Here is a 15,619-nt window from a genome sequence, read left to right as displayed (position 1 = left end):
GCGTCCGGCTCTGCTGGCTCGTCCGCGTGGAACCCCACAACGATCGGTCGCGTTTCGTGTGGCAAGCCCACACAGGGCGTTCCGACCGCGACGGGCAGGATTGTCCGGTGATCGTCGTCGTCGCGCCCGGACAGGGCTCCCAGACCCCCGGCTTCCTCGCCCCCTGGCTCGAGGACAGCGCCGTCCGTGACCGTGTCGGAGCGTGGTCCGAGGCCATCGGCGTCGACCTCGCCGCGCACGGCACCGACTCGGACGCTGAGACCATCAAGGACACCGCTCTCGCGCAGCCGCTCATCGTCGCTGCCGGCCTCATCACGGCCGACGCCCTGCTCGCCGACGGCCGTCGTGCCCTCGTCGGCGGGGTCGCCGGGCACTCGGTCGGCGAGTTCACCGCGGCCGGCGTCGCCGGGATCCTCGAGCCGACCGACGCCGTCGCCCTCGTCGCCGAGCGTGGCCGGGCCATGGCGGACGCCGCCGCGCTCGAGCCGACCTCGATGGCCGCCGTCCTCGGCGGCGACCCGGACGGGGTCGCCGCGGCGCTCGAGGCGCACGGACTCGTGCCGGCGAACCACAACGGCGGCGGCCAGACCGTCGTCGCGGGCACGGCCGACGGCATCGCAGCCCTCGCAGCGGACCCGCCCGCCAAGGCCCGCGTCATCCCGCTCGCCGTCGCCGGTGCGTTCCACACCCGGTACATGGCCCCCGCGGTCGAGCGGGTCGCCCCCGTGGCCGCCGCCGCGACCGTGCAGGACCCGACGCTCCCGATCTGGACCAACGCCGACGGCTCCCGCGTCGACGACGGCCGTCGCTTCGTCGACCTCATGGTGCACCAGATCGCGAACCCCGTGCGCTGGGACGCCGTGATGGAGTCGTTCGCGGCCGCCGGCGTCACCGGCATCATCGAGCTCGCACCCGCCGGTGCCCTCGTCGGTCTGGCGAAGCGCGGCCTCCGCGGCACGCCGACCGTCGCCATCAAGACCCCCGACGACCTGCCCGCAGCGATCGACCTGCTGCAGAGCGCGGGCCAGGAAGCAGACGCAACCGCATGACCGACCGCCCCACCCTCTCCCAGCGACGCGGCCACGAGTTCACCCGCATCCTCGCGTTCGGCGCGGCCCGCGGTGAGAACGTCGTGCCGAACGACGACCTGGTCGGCCCGATCGACTCCTCCGACGAGTGGATCCGCCAGCGCACCGGCATCGTCACGCGGAAGCGCGCCGGTAAGGACGTCGAAGCCGTCGACCTCGCCGAGACCGCCGCAAGGGAGGCGATCGCGAAGGCCGGCATCGAGCCGTCGCAGATCGGGGTGGTCCTGGTCAGCACCGTGACCCACACCGTCGCCACGCCCTCCATGGCGTCGCTGCTCGCCGAGCGGATCGGCGCCACGCCCGCCGCCGCCTACGACATCAGCGCCGCGTGCGCCGGGTACGCGTACGGCATCGCCCAGGCCGACTCGTTCATCAAGTCCGGCCTCGCCGACCACGTGCTCGTCGTCGGTGCCGAGAAGCTCAGCGACGTCGTCGACCCCACCGACCGCTCCATCTCGTTCCTGCTCGGGGACGGCGCCGGCGCCGCCGTGATCGGTCCGAGCGACTTCCCCGGCATCGCCCCGACGATCTGGGGCTCGGACGGTTCGAAGTGGGACGCGATCGGCATGACCGCGACCTACAACGAGTGGGCCGACGGTGCACCCCGTCCGACGATGCGGCAGGCCGGGCAGACCGTGTTCCGCTGGGCCGTCTGGGAGATGGTCAAGGTCGCACGAGAAGCCCTGCAGACCGCTGGCGTCGCCGCGTCCGACCTCGCCGCATTCGTGCCGCACCAGGCGAACATCCGCATCATCGACGAGTTCGCGAAGCAGCTCGGCCTGCCCGAGTCCGTCGTGATCGCCCGCGACATCACCACCACCGGCAACACCTCGGCGGCGAGCATCCCGCTCGCCACGCACCGGCTGCTCGAGGAGCACCCGGACCTGTCCGGCGGCCTCGCGCTGCAGATCGGCTTCGGCGCGGGCCTCGTGTTCGGCGCCCAGGTCGTCGTCCTCCCCTAACCCACCCCGATCGCGCTCCGGCGTGATCACCCGACGAGCCTCCGGGCACGCGCGCCGCTCGTGCCCTAGGCTGGTCCACGGTCAAACGACACCCCCCTCAAGGAGAATCCCCATGGCCCTGTCCAACGAAGAAGTCCTCGCCGGCCTGGCCGAGCTGATCAACGACGAGACCGGCATCGCGACCGACACCGTCGCCGCCGACAAGTCGTTCACCGACGACCTCGACATCGATTCCATCTCGATGATGACCATCGTCGTGAACGCCGAAGAGAAGTTCGACGTGAAGATCCCCGACGAAGAGGTCAAGAACCTCAAGACCGTGGGCGACGCCGTCGACTACATCGTCAAGGCGCAGGCCTGACGCGAGCTTCCTGAGCGCCGCGGCCCCGGCGAACCGCGGGCCGCGGCGCTCTTCTCGTTCACCACCGCGCTCGTTCACACCGCGGGCGATCGTCGCTCGTCGCACGTCCACACGAAAGAACACGTCGTTCCATGACCAACAAGACCGTCGTCGTCACCGGGATCGGTGCGATCACACCCCTCGCCGCGACCGCCCCGGAGACGTGGGAGGCGCTGCTCGCCGGCAAGTCCGGCATCACCCGCATCGAGGACCCGCGCTACGCCGAGCTCGAACTCCCCGTCGAGTTCGCCGGCCAGGCGCGCCGGTTCCTCACCGACCAGCTCACCCGCCCGGAGACGAAGCGCCTCGACCCGTCGTCGCAGCTGTCGCTCGTCGCGGCGCGCGAGGCCTGGGCCGACGCCGGCATCGACGCCGAGTCCGTCGTCCCCGAGCGCCTCATCGTCGACTGGGCCACCGGCATCGGCGGCGTGAACACGCTGCTCGACGCCTGGGACACCCTGCGCGAGAAGGGCCCGCGTCGCGTCATGCCGATGACGGTCCCGATGCTCATGGCGAACGGCCCCGCCGCCGCCATCGAGATGGAGTTCGGCGCCCGTGGCGGCGCCCGCACCTACCTCTCGGCGTGCGCGTCCTCGACCGAGTCCCTCGCCGAGGCCTACCGGCACGTCGCGACCGGCGAGGCGGACATCGTCATCACCGGTGGCGCCGAGGCCGCCCTGCACCCGCTGCCCCTCGCGGCCTTCGCGGCGATGCAGGCGCTGTCCCGCCGGAACGACTCCCCCGAGACCGCGTCGCGTCCGTACGACGTCACGCGCGACGGATTCGTGCTCGGGGACGGCGCCGCGGCGCTCATCCTCGAGACGAAGGAGCACGCCGAGGCCCGCGGCGCGAAGATCTACGCCGAGGTCGCCGGTGCCGGCATCACCTCCGACGCGTTCCACATCACCGCTCCGGACCCCGAGGGCAGCGCCGCCGCCCGTGCGGTCCTGCAGGCGCTCGAGCACGCCGGCGCCAGCCGCGAGGACGTCATCCACGTCAACGCGCACGCCACCTCGACGCCCGTGGGCGACATCGCCGAGTACCACGCCATGCGTCGTGTCTTCGGGGACCACCTCGACAGCATCGTCGTGTCGGCCACCAAGGCGTCGACCGGTCACCTCCTCGGTGGTGCCGGTGCGATCGAGGCCGCGTTCACGGCCCTCGCGCTCCACAACCGGGTCGCCCCGCCGACGATCAACCTGACGCAGCAGGACCCGGAGATCGTCATGGACGTCGCGACGGCGCCGCGCGAGCTGCCGCAGGGCGACCTGCTCGCCGTGAGCAACTCGTTCGGCTTCGGTGGGCACAACGCCGTGGTCGCGTTCCGCACCGCCTGAGTCCGGCTGTCGGCCTGGAGGCCCGTCCCGCGTCCGCGGGGCGGGCCTCCGTCGTTCCCGTGGCCGGCCCGCGCGCGGGGCGCTCCCCGTGCCGCGCCCCCGCATTGCCGAGTCTCGGCCCCGAAAGCGACAGATGCGCGACCGGGCCCGCCGTCCGAGCCGCGAAGGCGACAGATGTCCGCGGAGGTTCCGCGGACATCTGTCGCTTTCGTGACAGGGGGGGGGAGGCGGGCAGGTGCGGCGGGGACGGCCCGGACGCACGAACGCCGCCCCGAGGGGCGGCGTTCGTGCCGGAGGAAGCGTGCGGGGGTCAGCCGACGCGGTGGAGCCAGACGACGGGGTTGCCCTCGGCGGCGTGCCGGAACGGCTCGAGCTCGTCGTCCCAGGCCTGTCCGAGCGCCAGACGCAGCTCGCGGTGGAGTTCGAGGGCGTTGCTGCCCGCGACCTCCATGGCGTAGCGGACGCGGTCCTCGGGGACGACCATGTTGCCGGTGACGTCGGTCTGCGCGTAGAACACGCCGAGGTCGGGGGTGTGCATCCAGCGGCCGCCGTCCGACTGCGCGGTCGGCTCCTCGGTGACCTCGTAGCGGAGGTGCTCCCACCCGCGCAGGGCGGAGGCGATCGCAGCGCCGGTCCCGACCGAGCCGGTCCAGGTGAACTCGGTCCGGCGGGCGCCGTCCTGCGCCGGCTGGTCGAGCCACGAGAAGTTCACGGCACGGTTCATCGCGCGACCTGCTGCCCATTCGACGTGTGGGCAGAGCGCGCGTGGTGAGGAGTGCACGTAGAGCACCCCGGTGGTCGTTCCGTTCACGATTCCTCCGATTCGTCAGGTGCGACTTCCCCATCGACCTGAGCTGGAGGTTCTCGTTCGGAACCATCGATATGCGATTGTGATGTCCTCGCGGACACGCCCATTATGCAGGCTGCAGCCCGGGAACGCCACACACCGCGGCGAACGGGCACAGAACGGGCGCCGTGCAGAACGGGCGCCGTGCAGAACGGGCTCGGTGCAGAACGGGCGCTGTGCAGAACGGGGTCAGTGCAGGACGGAACCCGCGGTGTCGACCGGGTGACGCTCCCCCGCGGTGATCGCCACCGGGATCCGGTTGTCCTCCGGCGGGATCGGGCAGGCGAACTGGTACGAGAACGCGCACGGCGGCAGGACCGCCAGGTTCCAGTCGAGCGCGACGTCGGCGGCCTCGCCCGGGTCGTCGAGGTACAGGAAGCGCCCCATCGAGTACGTGCTGCCGGGGTCGTCCTCGGGCAGCGCGCTCGTGGCGTCCTGCACGATGAGCTGCAGCCGCGCCGCACCCTGGAACACCGCGGACCGCACGGCGACGAGCCGCACCGCGGTGGTGCCGAAGGCCGTCTCGATGTGCCCGGCGACCTCGAGCGGATCGCCGGCGGCGTCGACGACGCTGCCACGTGCCTCCAGGCCGGCCCCGTCCACCGGGACCGGCGTGTACCTGCCGGGGGTGACCCAGGCGTCCGAGCGGTCGAAGCGGGCGATCCGCGCGAACCGGCTGATCGCGTCGGACGCGGGGTCCCACACGCGCAGCGTGCCGCGGGAGACGGTCCCGGTGAAGCCGTCGGGGAAGGCGACCGTCGAGGCGACGACGGCCTCGTCGCCGGCGACGAGCACGGTGCCGTCGACCGGGACGCCGTCGACGACCACGCCGTCCTCGGCGGCGGCCGTGACCGTCAGTCCGCCGACGGCCGGCGCCCACTGCCCCGGGACCGGCCACACGGGCTGCGGGAGGTCGACACGTTGCGCGTTCACCAGGGCGAGCGGTCCGCGGGGACTCGTCGCCCAGCGGTCGCGACCGGCGACGTGCTCGTCGAAGGTGCTCACGCCTGCTCTTGCCGGGGGTAGATGACCTTCTGCACGATGATGATCACCGACGCGGCGACCGGCAGCGCGACCAGGGCGCCGAGGACGCCGCCGATCGTGCCGCCCGCGACGGCTGCGATGACGACGAGCGCACCAGGCACCTGCACGGCGCGCGACATGATGCGCGGCGAGATGACGTAGGCCTCGACCTGCATGTACACGAGGTAGTAGATCGCGGCGGCGAGGGCCGTGGCCGGCGAGGCGAAGAAGCAGAGCAGCGAGATGACGATCGCGGCCGCCAGGGTGCCGACCAGCGGGATGAGCGACCCGAGGAACGCGAAGGACGCCAGCAGCACCGGCAGCGGAGCGCCGATGATGAGCAGGAACACCAGGCTGAGGATGCCGTTGATGAGCGCCTGCGAGATCTGCCCGACCACGTAGCGGCCGACCGCCTGGGTGATCTGCTCGCTGACGTCGATGAAGTTCTGCCGACGCGACGCCGGGACGAACCGGTACGTCATCGACTTCATCCCCCGCATCGACGCGAGGAAGTAGAGCATCAGGATGATGACGATGACGGCGCCGGTGAGCCCGGAGAGGATGCCGCTGCCGACCGCCAGGATCCCGCCACCGAGGCTCAGCAGGTTGCCCGGGTTCTCGACGAACGACTGCAGCGACTGCAGCGCGTGGTCGATGTCGAAGGACCCGTTGAACTGGTCCGACAGGTCCTGCACCCACTGCTGCGCGGACAGGTCCTTCACGATGTCCGGGAAGTTCTGGATGAGGTTCGTGGCCTGCTGCACCAGGATCGGGACGACCGCGAACACCACGCCGGCGAACGCCGCCAGCACGCCGACGACCACCACCGTGATCGCCACCCAGCGCGGGACGAGCCGCTCGAGGAACGACACGAGCGGGTCGATGCCGAGCGCGAGGAACAGCGCCACCCCGATGTAGACGAGGACGGTGCTGAGCTGGTTGACGATCGACCCGGCGATCAGGGCGACCAGGACGCCGATCGCTCCCATGAAGCCGATCCGGAACGCGTTGACGCGCACGCCGGTGCCACCCCGGGTCACCTCGAACGTCACGTTCGGTGTGGGGCTGTGGTCTTCCTGCTGCGTGTCGCGCTTCTTGGGCAAGTGCACGTAGGGCGGGCGGGACTCGAACCCGCGGATCGTTCGGTTATGAGCCGACTGCCTTGACCAGCTTGGCTACCGCCCCTCGCCGGGGACCCTCAGGCCACCGGCTCCCCACGATACAGCGCCTCGAACGTCGCGAGCGTGCGGTTGATGTCGTGTGCCTCGATCATGGCCAGACTGCGCTCCCGCATGGCGACGTAGTCGTCGTCGGACGCCGTCAGCACCGCCGTGAGCTTCGCCGCGAGGTCGTCGACGTCGCCGGGCGCGAACAGGTAGCCGTTGCCGTCGATGAGGTGCGGGAGCGCCATCGAGTCCGCCGCGACGACGGGCAGCCCCGAGGCCATCCCCTCGAGCGACGAGATGCTCTGCAGCTCCGCCGTGGAGGGCATCGCGAACACCGTGGCGTTCGTGAGCGCCTGCTGCTTGACCTCGTCCGAGACGAACCCGAGGAAGCGCACGCGGTCCTCGAGTCCGAGCTCCTTCGCGAGGGCGGTGAGCTTCGGGATCATCTCGCCGTCGCCGACGATCGTCAGCGTCGTCGCGAGCTCGGCCGGCAGGATCGCCAGGGCCCGCACGAGGACGTCGAGGTTCTTCTCCGGAGCGACCCGGCCGACGAAGACGATGTCGTTGTTCGCCGGACGCCCTTCGCGGGCGACGTAGCGCGAGGCGTCGATCCCGCACGAGATCGCAAGCACGCGCTGCCCGGCGATCGCACGGCGCAGGTAGTCGGCCGCCAGGTTCGTCGGCGTCGTGATCGCGTCGGCCTGCCGGTACGTCTTCGCGGCGTCGTTCCACGCGAGCTTCAGCGCGATGGGCAGCGTCCACTTGCCGAACGGCGTGTACTCGAGCAGGTTCTCGGGCATGAAGTGGTTCGTGGCGATCACCCGGATGCCACGGGCCTTCGCCTCGTGCACGATGCCGCGGCCGACCACGACGTGCGACTGGATGTGGAGCACGTCGGGCTGGACGGCGTCGAGGATCGGGCCCGTCCACTTCCGGACGCTCCACGGCCACACGAAGCGGAGCCACGGGTGGAGCGGCCACTTGTACGACTTCAGGCGGTGCACGACGAGGGTGACGCCGTGGAGTTCCTCGTCGAAGGTGCCGTAGTGGCGGCTCGACGCCGGGGCGACGACGTGGACCTCGTGCCCGCGCTCGGTGAGGCCGACGGCGAGCTGTTCGGCGAACGTGGCAGCGCCGTTCACGTCGGGGGCGAAGGTGTCCGCTGCGATCAGGACGCGGAGCGGTCGGTGACCGCCCGTCGCACCCGTCGGCTCGGCGGTGGCGGTGGTGGCGTCCTCTGACACGGCTGGCGTCGTCCTCTCGTGGGCGAATGCGGGTCGGTCTGCGACGCTACCGCACCCGTTGCGGGGTGCGCGTCCGCCTCGCGGCGGACCCGGCCATACCCAGGGGTGACGGCGGGGTGACGGCGACACCAGGCGCCCCGGTGCCGGAGCGGCGCAGTGCCCGCTGGCAGTCGGCGGGAGCCGGACCGCTCAGCTCCGGGTCTGCGGGTGGTACTTGGCGAGCATGAACACACCCGTGATGGCGATGGCGGCCGCCACCACGAACCCGGCGACGGCGATCCAGGGCGCGCCCGACGCCTCGTCGAGCACGATCACGCCGATGCCAACGGCGACGATCGGGTCGATGACGGTCAGTCCGGCGATCACGAGGTCCGCCGAACCGCTCGAGTACGCGTTCTGCACGAAGTAGCCGCCGAGGCTCGCAGCGACGACGACCCCGATGATCGCCAGGACGGTGAGCCAGTCGAAGGTGCCGTTCACGAACCGGTTGAGCACGACCTTGGCGAGCGTCGCCACGAACCCGTAGAGGACGCCCGCGCCGACGATGTAGTAGAGCGCGCTCTTGTGCTTCGCGACGAGGCGGAACGACACGAGCACCAGGACGAGCACGACCGCCAGGATCACCAGCACCGTCACGAGCTGCTGCCGGGTGATGGCGCTCTCGTGTCCGACGAAGGCCGCGATGCCGACGAAGATGCCGACACCGATGATGCAGGTCCACACTGCTCGACGCGCCCGACGGCCGAGGGGCACGCCCGACGACCGCGACGAGAACCACGTCGTGATGACGAGCGCGACGGCACCGAGGGGCTGCACGACGATGAGGGGCGCGAAGGTGATGCTGATCAGCTGGAGCACGACCGCGACGCCGAGCATGAGCGTGCCGAGCACCCAGTAGCCGCTGGAGACCAGGGCCACGACGTGCCGGACGCTGAGGCCGTGCGACTGCCGACCGAGCCGGGCCTCGACCCGCTGCACCCCGCGGCTCTGGAACTGTGCCCCGAGCGACAGGAACACCGCACCGACGAGCGCGACCGGGATCATCAGCGCCTGGAACGGCGTGAGGTTGCTCACCGCATCCGGCAGCTGGAGGTCCGTCGTCACGCGTCGAGGCTACCGTCCCCCGCCGGATAACCTGGGTGAATGGCCGTTCTCCCGATCCGCATCACCGGCGAACCCGTCCTGCACGAGCGTGCAGCCGAGGTCACCGAGTTCGATGACGACCTCCGTTCACTCGTCGCCGACATGTTCGAGACCATGGACCTGGCGCCCGGGGTCGGGCTCGCCGGTCCGCAGGTCGGCGTCGGCAAGCGCCTCTTCGTGTACTCATGGGTCGATGATGCCGAGGTCGTGCACCGCGGCGCCGCGGTGAACCCCGTCCTGTGGATCACACCCCCGGTCCCCGAGGCTGTGGAGGAACTCGACGAGGACGAGGAGTCCGAGGGCTGCCTGTCGGTGCCCGGCGAACGCTTTCCGCTCCGTCGCTCCGAAGCCGCACTGCTCCGCGCGCAGGACGAGCACGGCGAACCCTTCGAGGTCGAGGCGCACGGCTGGCTCGCGCGGATCTTCCAGCACGAGTACGACCACCTGGACGGGTACCTCTACGCCGACCGCCTCGTGCACCCGTACGGCAAGCAGGTCGCGAAGGCGATCCGCAAGAACAGCTGGGGCGGCCCCGGCAAGTCCTGGCTGCCCGGGCGCGACCACCCCGAGGGCTGACCCCGGCGGTCGGTGCGGTCCGATCCGGTCTGACCCAGTGCGCTCCGGTCCGGTCCGGCGACTGCCTGGAGGCGCGGCTCAGCTCCGCCAGGCGGCGACGGCGTCCCGCAGGTGGTCGGTCTCCGGATGCCCGGGGCAGTACTCGAGGAGGCCCGCGGCGAGGTGCGCCCCGGCCGCCGACCCCACGGTTCCGGTCCACGGGCCGGTCCCCCGGACCGCGCATCCGGCCGCCAGCTCCTCGAGCGTCGCGTCGCCCGCGGCCGCCTGCACGGCAGCGCGCTGCTGCGACGAGAGCTCGGTGCCGGTGATGCGTTCGGCCCGGCAGTCGGTGCGCTCGTCCTCCCACACGGCGGAGTACGTCGTGTAGGTCTCGGTGCGGTCCGACGAGCCGACCGCGCACACGAAGGCGAAGACGATCGGTGCCGTGCCGGAGGCCGAGACGCCCGCGGTGGCGGAGCTGTCGATCGAGTCCTCGGGCTCGGACTCCGCGCCGGCCGTGCAGCCCGCGAGGCCGATCGCCGCGGCGACGACGACGCCCGCGGCGAGGGCTCGGCGCACGGTGATCACCTGTGAACGCTAACAGCTTCCGTCCCCACGTCGGCTGCGAGCTCGCCCGGCCGCTGCCGAGCCTGGGCCCCGGCCGCCCGCGTTTCGGGCTCAGCGACACTTCTCGCGCCTCAGCGCCCGTGAACTGTCGCCCAGGCCGAACCTTCGCGCCGGCGCCCGCCCGAGGAAGCCGGCGCCAGCGCCCGCCAACGCGAAAGGCCCCCACCCCGAAGGGTGAGGGCCTGTCTGCTCCCCGAGTTGGACTCGAACCAACAACCTGCCGGTTAACAGCCGGCTGCTCTGCCAATTGAGCTATCGAGGATCACTGTCCGCTGGCGAATGACGTGCGAACAACGGGTAACAGCATAGCAGCACCTGGGAGCGCCCCCGCGCATCGACCACGCATCCCGGGCGTGCCGCGCTCACGACCCCACGAGCACGACCCCGCGCTCAGTACCCCGCGGCCGGGTCCACCACGCCGACGAACCCGTCCCCCGCGCCACCGAGGAACGCCGTGGCGTTGCGGCGCACCCGCTCGGCGAGGAGCGGCGCCACCATCTCGGGCGTGTCCGCCTGGTGCGGCGTGATGATCGCGCCGGGCTCGTCCCAGAGCGGGTGCCCGTCGGGCAGGGGCTCCGGGTCGGTGACGTCGAGCCCGGCTGCCGCGATCGCGCCGGATCGGAGGGCCTCCACCAGGGCGTCGGTGTCGACGAGCCCACCGCGGGCGATGTTCACCAGTCGCGCCGACGGCTTCATCAGTGCGAACTGCCGCGGGCCGAACAGCTTCGCGGTGCCCGACGTCATCGCCGCGGCGATCATCACCACGTCGGCGTCCGGCAGGACCTCGTCGAGCTGGCCCGTCGTGACCGTCCGGTCCGCGCCGTCCACCGGGGACGCCGCGCGACGGACCACGGTGACGGAGACCTCGAACGGCGCGAGCAGCCGGATGTACTCGAGCGCGATGCCGCCGGCACCGATCACGACGACGTTCCGGCCGTAGAGCGAGACGCCCTCGGGCTCGGTCGCCCACGAGCGGGCCCGGGCACGCTTCTGCAGCACGCGCAGGGTCCCCAGGGTCAGTGCGAGGGCGTGCTCGGCGACGGGCTCGGCGTAGGCGCCCTTCGCGGAGGTGAAGAGCACGCGGTCACCGTGCGAGGCGATGAGGTCGGCGAAGGCGTCGACCCCGGCGAACGGCAGCTGCACCCAGCCGACACCCGGCGCCGAGTCGAGCGCCGCCGCGAGACCGGACGGGTCGCGCGGGTCGAGCCAGACGAGCCCGCGGGTGTCGGCGTCGAGTGGTGCCACCGTCCCGCCGGCCTCGGTGACGGCCGTGACGTGCAGCGCCGCCGCCTCGGGCAGGATCGCCACCGGTCCGGCGGTGGGCGGGGCGATCGGCAGCGCCGCCCCGGCATCGGTCACGACGGCGCGGTGCCCACGAGCGACACCACCAGCACCAGCTCCAGCTCCAGCTCCAACTCCAACGACGGACGTGCTCACGCGTTCTCCTGACGATCGGTTCGGGGGCCGGTGCCGGCGGACACCGGGCGGCGGGGCGCCGACGAGCGGCGCGGAGCGGCGGGGGCCGCGGGGCGGCGCTTCACCGGACGCGCCGCGGTGGCGGCGAGCGTCTTCACGTAGGGGTCGACGGGGTTGTCGAGGACCTCGTCGAAGGTGCCGAGCCCGACGAGCCGGCTCTCGGCGAAGATCGCCACCCGGTCCGCGAGGGCACGGGCTTCGCGCAGGTCGCTCGACACGACGACGGCGGAGAACTGGCGGTTGCGCTGGAGCGTCGAGAGTGCTTCGAGCACCGACTGGCGGACCAGGATGTCGACACCGCGGGCGGGTTCGTCGGCGACGAGGAGCTGCGGTTCGAGCACGAGTGCCCGGGCCAGGGCCACGCGCTGCCGCTGCCCGCTCGAGAGCTCCCACGTGTTGAGGCGCATCACGCCGAGCGGCAGGTGCACGGCGTCGACCAGACGCGCGACGATGAGCCCGGCTTCCTTCCGGTCGAACCGGCGGTCGCGGGCGTAGATCGGTTCGGCGATCGCCTCGCCCACGGTGAGGTCGGGGCTGAGCCGGTCCGCGCCGTCCTGCGGCAGGTACCCGATGCGCCCGCTGAGGCGTTCGGCCTTGCGCGACGTCGGCCGGAGCCCCCGGGTCTTCTGCCCGAGCACGGTGAGTTCGCCCCCGACGATGTGCCGACGGTGGGCACCCTCGCCCTCGCCGGTGGCGCCGAGCTGGCCCGCCACGGCCGCGGCGAACGTCGACTTGCCGGACCCGGACTCGCCGAGCACGGCGAGGATCTCCCCCTGGCGGACCGTCAGGCTCACGCCGTCGATGGCCCGGATCGCGTCCGTCCCCCGTCCGCTCCGGTACTCGATCGACACGTCGTCTGCGACGACCGCCGGTCCGTTCACCGCGATCATGGGTCCCCTTCCGCGCCGCCCCCTGGCGGCGGTTCGCGACGGACCAGCGTGGACCGGTCCGTCGTGCGTGGTGCGGTGGAGGCGACCGCCTGGAGGCGCGGCGTGCGTCGTCGACGTCAGCCGCGCCTCCAGGGATGGTCGCGTCGGGTCAGGACCCGGCGTTCTCCAGTGCCACCAGCGTACGCCGTCGCTCCGCCTGTTCCGCCGGGTCCGGGACCGGCAACGAGGCCAGCAGCCGCTGCGTGTAAGGGTGCTGCGGTGCGCCGAGGACCTCGGCCGTCGTGCCGGTCTCGACCAGGTCGCCGCGGTACAGCACGGCGATCCGGTCGGAGAGCGCGCCGACGACGGCGAGGTCGTGGCTGATGAACAGCGAGGCGAACCCGAGGTCCTGCTGGAGCTCGAGGAACAGCTCGAGCACGCGCGCCTGCACGGACACGTCGAGCGCACTCGTCGGCTCGTCCGCGATGAGGAGCTTCGGCCGGAGCGCGATCGACCGCGCGAGCGAGGCCCGCTGGCGCTGCCCACCGGAGAGCTCGTGCGGGTAGCGGTCGCCGTACGCGGCCGGGAGCTGCACCATCTCGAGGAGCTCGCCGACCCGCTTGCGGGCAGCCCGGGGGCTGGATGCCTCGCCGTGCACGACCAGGGGCTCGGCGACGCACTCCGCGATCGTGAGGAGCGGGTTGAACGAGGTCGCCGGGTCCTGGAAGACGAACCCGATGTCCTTGCGGTGCCGCTTGAAGTCGCGCTCCCGGTAGCCGAGCATCTCGGTGCCGAGCACGTCGAGCGAACCGCCGGTGATCCGGGTGAGCCCGGCGATCGCGCGGCCGATCGTGGTCTTGCCCGAGCCGGACTCCCCCACCAGGCCGAGGACCTCGCCCGGCCGGATGTCGAGGTCGACGCCCTTCACCGCGCGGAACGCCGGCGCGCCGAGACGACCCGGGTACTCGATCTCGAGCCCCCGCGCCGACACCAGCGGTTCGACCTCCGACGTGATCGCGGCACGGCGGGCGGCGCCGGTCGAGGCCTCGAGCCGGGGCACCGCGGCGAGCAGGCGCTTCGTGTAGTCCGCCTGCGGTGCGGCGAACAGCTGCGCCACGGGGGCCTCTTCGACGACCTCACCCTGGTACATCACGGCGACGCGGTCGGCCAGGTCGGCGACCACGCCCATGTTGTGCGTGATGATGACGATCGCGGCGCCGAACTCGTCACGGCAGCGGCGGAGCAGGTCGAGGATCTCCGCCTGCACCGTCACGTCGAGTGCCGTGGTGGGCTCGTCCGCGATGATGACGCTCGGTTCGAGGGCAAGCGCGCTCGCGATGACGACGCGCTGCTTCTGCCCGCCGGAGAACTGGTGCGGGTAGTGGTCGACCCGGGTCTCCGGGTCAGGGATGCCGACGCGGCGGAGGTAGTCGATCGCCTTCGCGCGCGCCTCCTTCCGCGAGACGCCGCCGTGCGCCCGGAGGCCCTCGGCGATCTGCCATCCGACCGTGAACACCGGGTTCAGCGCCGTGCTCGGCTCCTGGAACACCATCGCACCCGCCGTGCCGCGGAGCTCGCGGAGCTTCTGCGCGCCGACACTGAGGACGTCGGTGCCGTCGAGGTAGACGGCCCCGCCGAGCGTCGCGGTCTCCGGCATCAGCCGGAGCATGCTCCGGGCCGTGACGGACTTGCCGGAGCCCGACTCGCCGACCAGGGCGAGGACCTCGCCCGGACGGACGTCGAGGCTGACGCCCTTCACCGCGTCGACGGCGCCGCCGTCGGTCGCGAAGGTGACGGTCAGGTCGTCGACGACGGCGACCGGCTCGGTGGTCGTGTCGCCAGCCTGGAGGCGCGTGGTGGCGCCCGGCTGGCCGGTTGCGTCCGTCATGCGGTCGCCCCTTCCGTGCGGCTGGCCTGCTTGCGGGACACCAGCTGCTTGAGGCGCCGGCGGGCACGCAGACGCGGGTCCGAGATGTCGTTGAGGCTCTCGCCGATGAACGTGACGCCGAGGACGAGCACCACGATCGCGACACCCGGGTAGACACCGGTCCACCAGACGCCCGACGCGACGTCGGACAGCGCGCGGCTGAGGTCGTAGCCCCACTCCGCGCCGCTGGTCGGGCCGATGCCGAAGCCCAGGAAGCCGAGGCCCGCGAGCGTCAGGATCGCGTCGCTCGCGTTGAGCGTCAGGATCAGCGGCAGCGAACGCGTCGAGTTCCGGAGGACGTGGCGCGTCATGATCCGCCACGGGTTCGTGCCGAGCACCCGCGCCGACTCGACGAACGCCTCGTTCTTCAGGCGAACGGCCTCGGCGCGGACGACCCGGAAGTACTGCGGGACGTACACGACCGTGATCGAGATCGCCGCGGCGATGATGCCGCCCGCGTAGCTCGAGTTGCCGCCCGAGATGACGATCGAGACGACGATCGCGAGGAGCAGCGACGGGAAGGCGTAGATCGCGTCGGCGACCACGACCAGGATCCGGTCGAGCCAGCCGCCGATGTAGCCGGAGACCATGCCGAGCAGGACACCGACGATGATCGACACCACGACGGCGACGATCACGACGAGGACGGCCGTCCGGGCGCCGTAGACGACGCGGCTGAACACGTCGAAGCCGCCGACGGTCGTGCCCCAGATGTGCTCGGCACTCGGTGCGCCGGTGCGCGGGAACCCCTGGCCGTCGGCGCTCTGCAGCTGCCCGAAGCCGTACGGGGCGATGAGCGGAGCGGCGACCGCGACGACGAGGTAGAGGGCGCAGATGACCACGCCGACGATGAGCATGGCGCGCTGCCAGCCGGTGCTCTTGCGGAGCTGGACCACCACGGGCAGCCGCTTCCAGAGCGGCTCGTGGCGGTCGACGAGGGAGGTGTCAGCCATCT

15 protein-coding genes and 2 tRNA genes are annotated in these 15,619 nt (G+C 71.9%); 5 read left to right on the top strand and 12 right to left on the bottom strand.

The window, feature by feature from the left end:
- The first annotated feature begins 107 nt into the window (after window positions 1–107).
- The 4 genes from EDF64_RS12790 (at window position 108) to EDF64_RS12775 (ending at window position 3,787) form a co-directional block, all read left to right on the top strand.
- On the top strand, window positions 108–1,049 hold the full coding sequence (locus EDF64_RS12790; protein ID WP_133520371.1) for an ACP S-malonyltransferase: 942 nt from the start codon (window positions 108–110) through the stop codon (window positions 1,047–1,049).
- Window positions 1,046–2,050, top strand: a complete 1,005-nt coding sequence (locus EDF64_RS12785) for a beta-ketoacyl-ACP synthase III (protein ID WP_133520370.1) — start codon at window positions 1,046–1,048, stop codon at window positions 2,048–2,050. Before EDF64_RS12790 ends, EDF64_RS12785 begins: the two co-directional genes overlap by 4 nt.
- A gap of 112 nt (window positions 2,051–2,162) precedes the next feature.
- A complete protein-coding gene (locus tag EDF64_RS12780) occupies window positions 2,163–2,411 on the top strand; it encodes an acyl carrier protein (RefSeq protein ID WP_022903951.1) in 249 nt (82 codons plus the stop codon).
- A gap of 131 nt (window positions 2,412–2,542) precedes the next feature.
- Window positions 2,543–3,787 carry a beta-ketoacyl-[acyl-carrier-protein] synthase family protein gene (locus EDF64_RS12775; RefSeq protein ID WP_133520369.1) on the top strand — a complete coding sequence of 415 codons (1,245 nt, stop codon included), beginning with the start codon at window positions 2,543–2,545 and terminating at the stop codon, window positions 3,785–3,787.
- Window positions 3,788–4,097: 310 nt separating this feature from the next.
- Here EDF64_RS12775 and EDF64_RS12770 read toward each other — a convergent pair whose 3' ends face one another.
- The 6 genes from EDF64_RS12770 to EDF64_RS12745 form a co-directional block, all read right to left on the bottom strand.
- Window positions 4,098–4,598: a DUF3145 domain-containing protein gene (locus tag EDF64_RS12770; RefSeq protein WP_432207030.1), complete on the bottom strand. Its 501-nt coding sequence runs from the start codon at window positions 4,596–4,598 to the stop codon at window positions 4,098–4,100.
- Window positions 4,599–4,823: 225 nt separating this feature from the next.
- Entirely contained in the window at window positions 4,824–5,639 is an 816-nt protein-coding gene (locus EDF64_RS12765) for a DUF1684 domain-containing protein (protein ID WP_133520368.1), read from the bottom strand.
- Window positions 5,636–6,766 (bottom strand): AI-2E family transporter, encoded by a 1,131-nt coding sequence (locus EDF64_RS12760; protein ID WP_347813189.1) that lies wholly within the window; start codon window positions 6,764–6,766, stop codon window positions 5,636–5,638. The genes EDF64_RS12765 and EDF64_RS12760 overlap by 4 nt, the downstream gene beginning before the upstream one ends.
- Window position 6,767: 1 nt before the next feature.
- A tRNA-Ile gene (locus tag EDF64_RS12755) sits at window positions 6,768–6,842 on the bottom strand.
- A gap of 13 nt (window positions 6,843–6,855) precedes the next feature.
- Entirely contained in the window at window positions 6,856–8,067 is a 1,212-nt protein-coding gene (locus EDF64_RS12750; RefSeq protein WP_133520367.1) for a glycosyltransferase, read from the bottom strand.
- 189 nt (window positions 8,068–8,256) lie between these two features.
- Window positions 8,257–9,171 (bottom strand): DMT family transporter, encoded by a 915-nt coding sequence (locus EDF64_RS12745; RefSeq protein WP_208108905.1) that lies wholly within the window; start codon window positions 9,169–9,171, stop codon window positions 8,257–8,259.
- A gap of 39 nt (window positions 9,172–9,210) precedes the next feature.
- Between EDF64_RS12745 and def the strand changes: the two genes are divergently transcribed.
- Window positions 9,211–9,786, top strand: a complete 576-nt coding sequence (gene def / locus EDF64_RS12740; protein WP_133520366.1) for a peptide deformylase — start codon at window positions 9,211–9,213, stop codon at window positions 9,784–9,786.
- A gap of 78 nt (window positions 9,787–9,864) precedes the next feature.
- On the opposite strand, the gene EDF64_RS12735 is transcribed toward def, so the two are convergent.
- The 6 genes from EDF64_RS12735 to EDF64_RS12710 all read right to left on the bottom strand — a co-directional run bounded on the left by EDF64_RS12735 (window position 9,865) and on the right by EDF64_RS12710 (window position 15,617).
- Entirely contained in the window at window positions 9,865–10,353 is a 489-nt protein-coding gene (locus tag EDF64_RS12735) for a hypothetical protein (RefSeq protein ID WP_133520365.1), read from the bottom strand.
- 228 nt (window positions 10,354–10,581) lie between these two features.
- A tRNA-Asn gene (locus EDF64_RS12730) sits at window positions 10,582–10,654 on the bottom strand.
- Between the two features lie 128 nt (window positions 10,655–10,782).
- A complete protein-coding gene (locus tag EDF64_RS12725) occupies window positions 10,783–11,751 on the bottom strand; it encodes a D-isomer specific 2-hydroxyacid dehydrogenase family protein (protein ID WP_133520364.1) in 969 nt (322 codons plus the stop codon).
- Window positions 11,752–11,825: 74 nt separating this feature from the next.
- Window positions 11,826–12,758, bottom strand: a complete 933-nt coding sequence (locus EDF64_RS12720) for an ATP-binding cassette domain-containing protein (protein ID WP_133520363.1) — start codon at window positions 12,756–12,758, stop codon at window positions 11,826–11,828.
- A 148-nt stretch (window positions 12,759–12,906) separates the two neighbouring features.
- The gene (locus EDF64_RS12715; RefSeq protein ID WP_243736381.1) at window positions 12,907–14,625 is read right to left on the bottom strand and encodes an ABC transporter ATP-binding protein; all 1,719 of its coding nucleotides are present in this window, start codon (window positions 14,623–14,625) and stop codon (window positions 12,907–12,909) included.
- Window positions 14,622–15,617 (bottom strand): ABC transporter permease, encoded by a 996-nt coding sequence (locus tag EDF64_RS12710; RefSeq protein WP_133520362.1) that lies wholly within the window; start codon window positions 15,615–15,617, stop codon window positions 14,622–14,624. The genes EDF64_RS12715 and EDF64_RS12710 overlap by 4 nt, the downstream gene beginning before the upstream one ends.
- Window positions 15,618–15,619: the final 2 nt, after the last annotated feature.

The organism is Curtobacterium flaccumfaciens (genome assembly GCF_004361695.1).
GTDB lineage: Bacteria > Actinomycetota > Actinomycetes > Actinomycetales > Microbacteriaceae > Curtobacterium > Curtobacterium flaccumfaciens_B.
Note: the sequence above shows the minus strand (reverse complement) of the source record. Positions and strands in the feature narration are given on the sequence as shown.

Bases quoted from the DNA above. Each gene is read 5' to 3' on its own strand.
- EDF64_RS12785 (WP_133520370.1), top strand. From the start codon at position 1,046: ATGACCGACCGCCCCACCCTCTCCCAGCGACGCGGCCACGAGTTCACC.
- EDF64_RS12780 (WP_022903951.1), top strand. From the start codon at position 2,163: ATGGCCCTGTCCAACGAAGAAGTCCTCGCCGGCCTGGCCGAGCTGATC.
- EDF64_RS12775 (WP_133520369.1), top strand. From the start codon at position 2,543: ATGACCAACAAGACCGTCGTCGTCACCGGGATCGGTGCGATCACACCC.
- def (WP_133520366.1), top strand. From the start codon at position 9,211: ATGGCCGTTCTCCCGATCCGCATCACCGGCGAACCCGTCCTGCACGAG.
- EDF64_RS12720 (WP_133520363.1), bottom strand. From the start codon at position 12,758: ATGATCGCGGTGAACGGACCGGCGGTCGTCGCAGACGACGTGTCGATC.
- EDF64_RS12715 (WP_243736381.1), bottom strand. From the start codon at position 14,625: ATGACGGACGCAACCGGCCAGCCGGGCGCCACCACGCGCCTCCAGGCT.
- EDF64_RS12710 (WP_133520362.1), bottom strand. From the start codon at position 15,617: ATGGCTGACACCTCCCTCGTCGACCGCCACGAGCCGCTCTGGAAGCGG.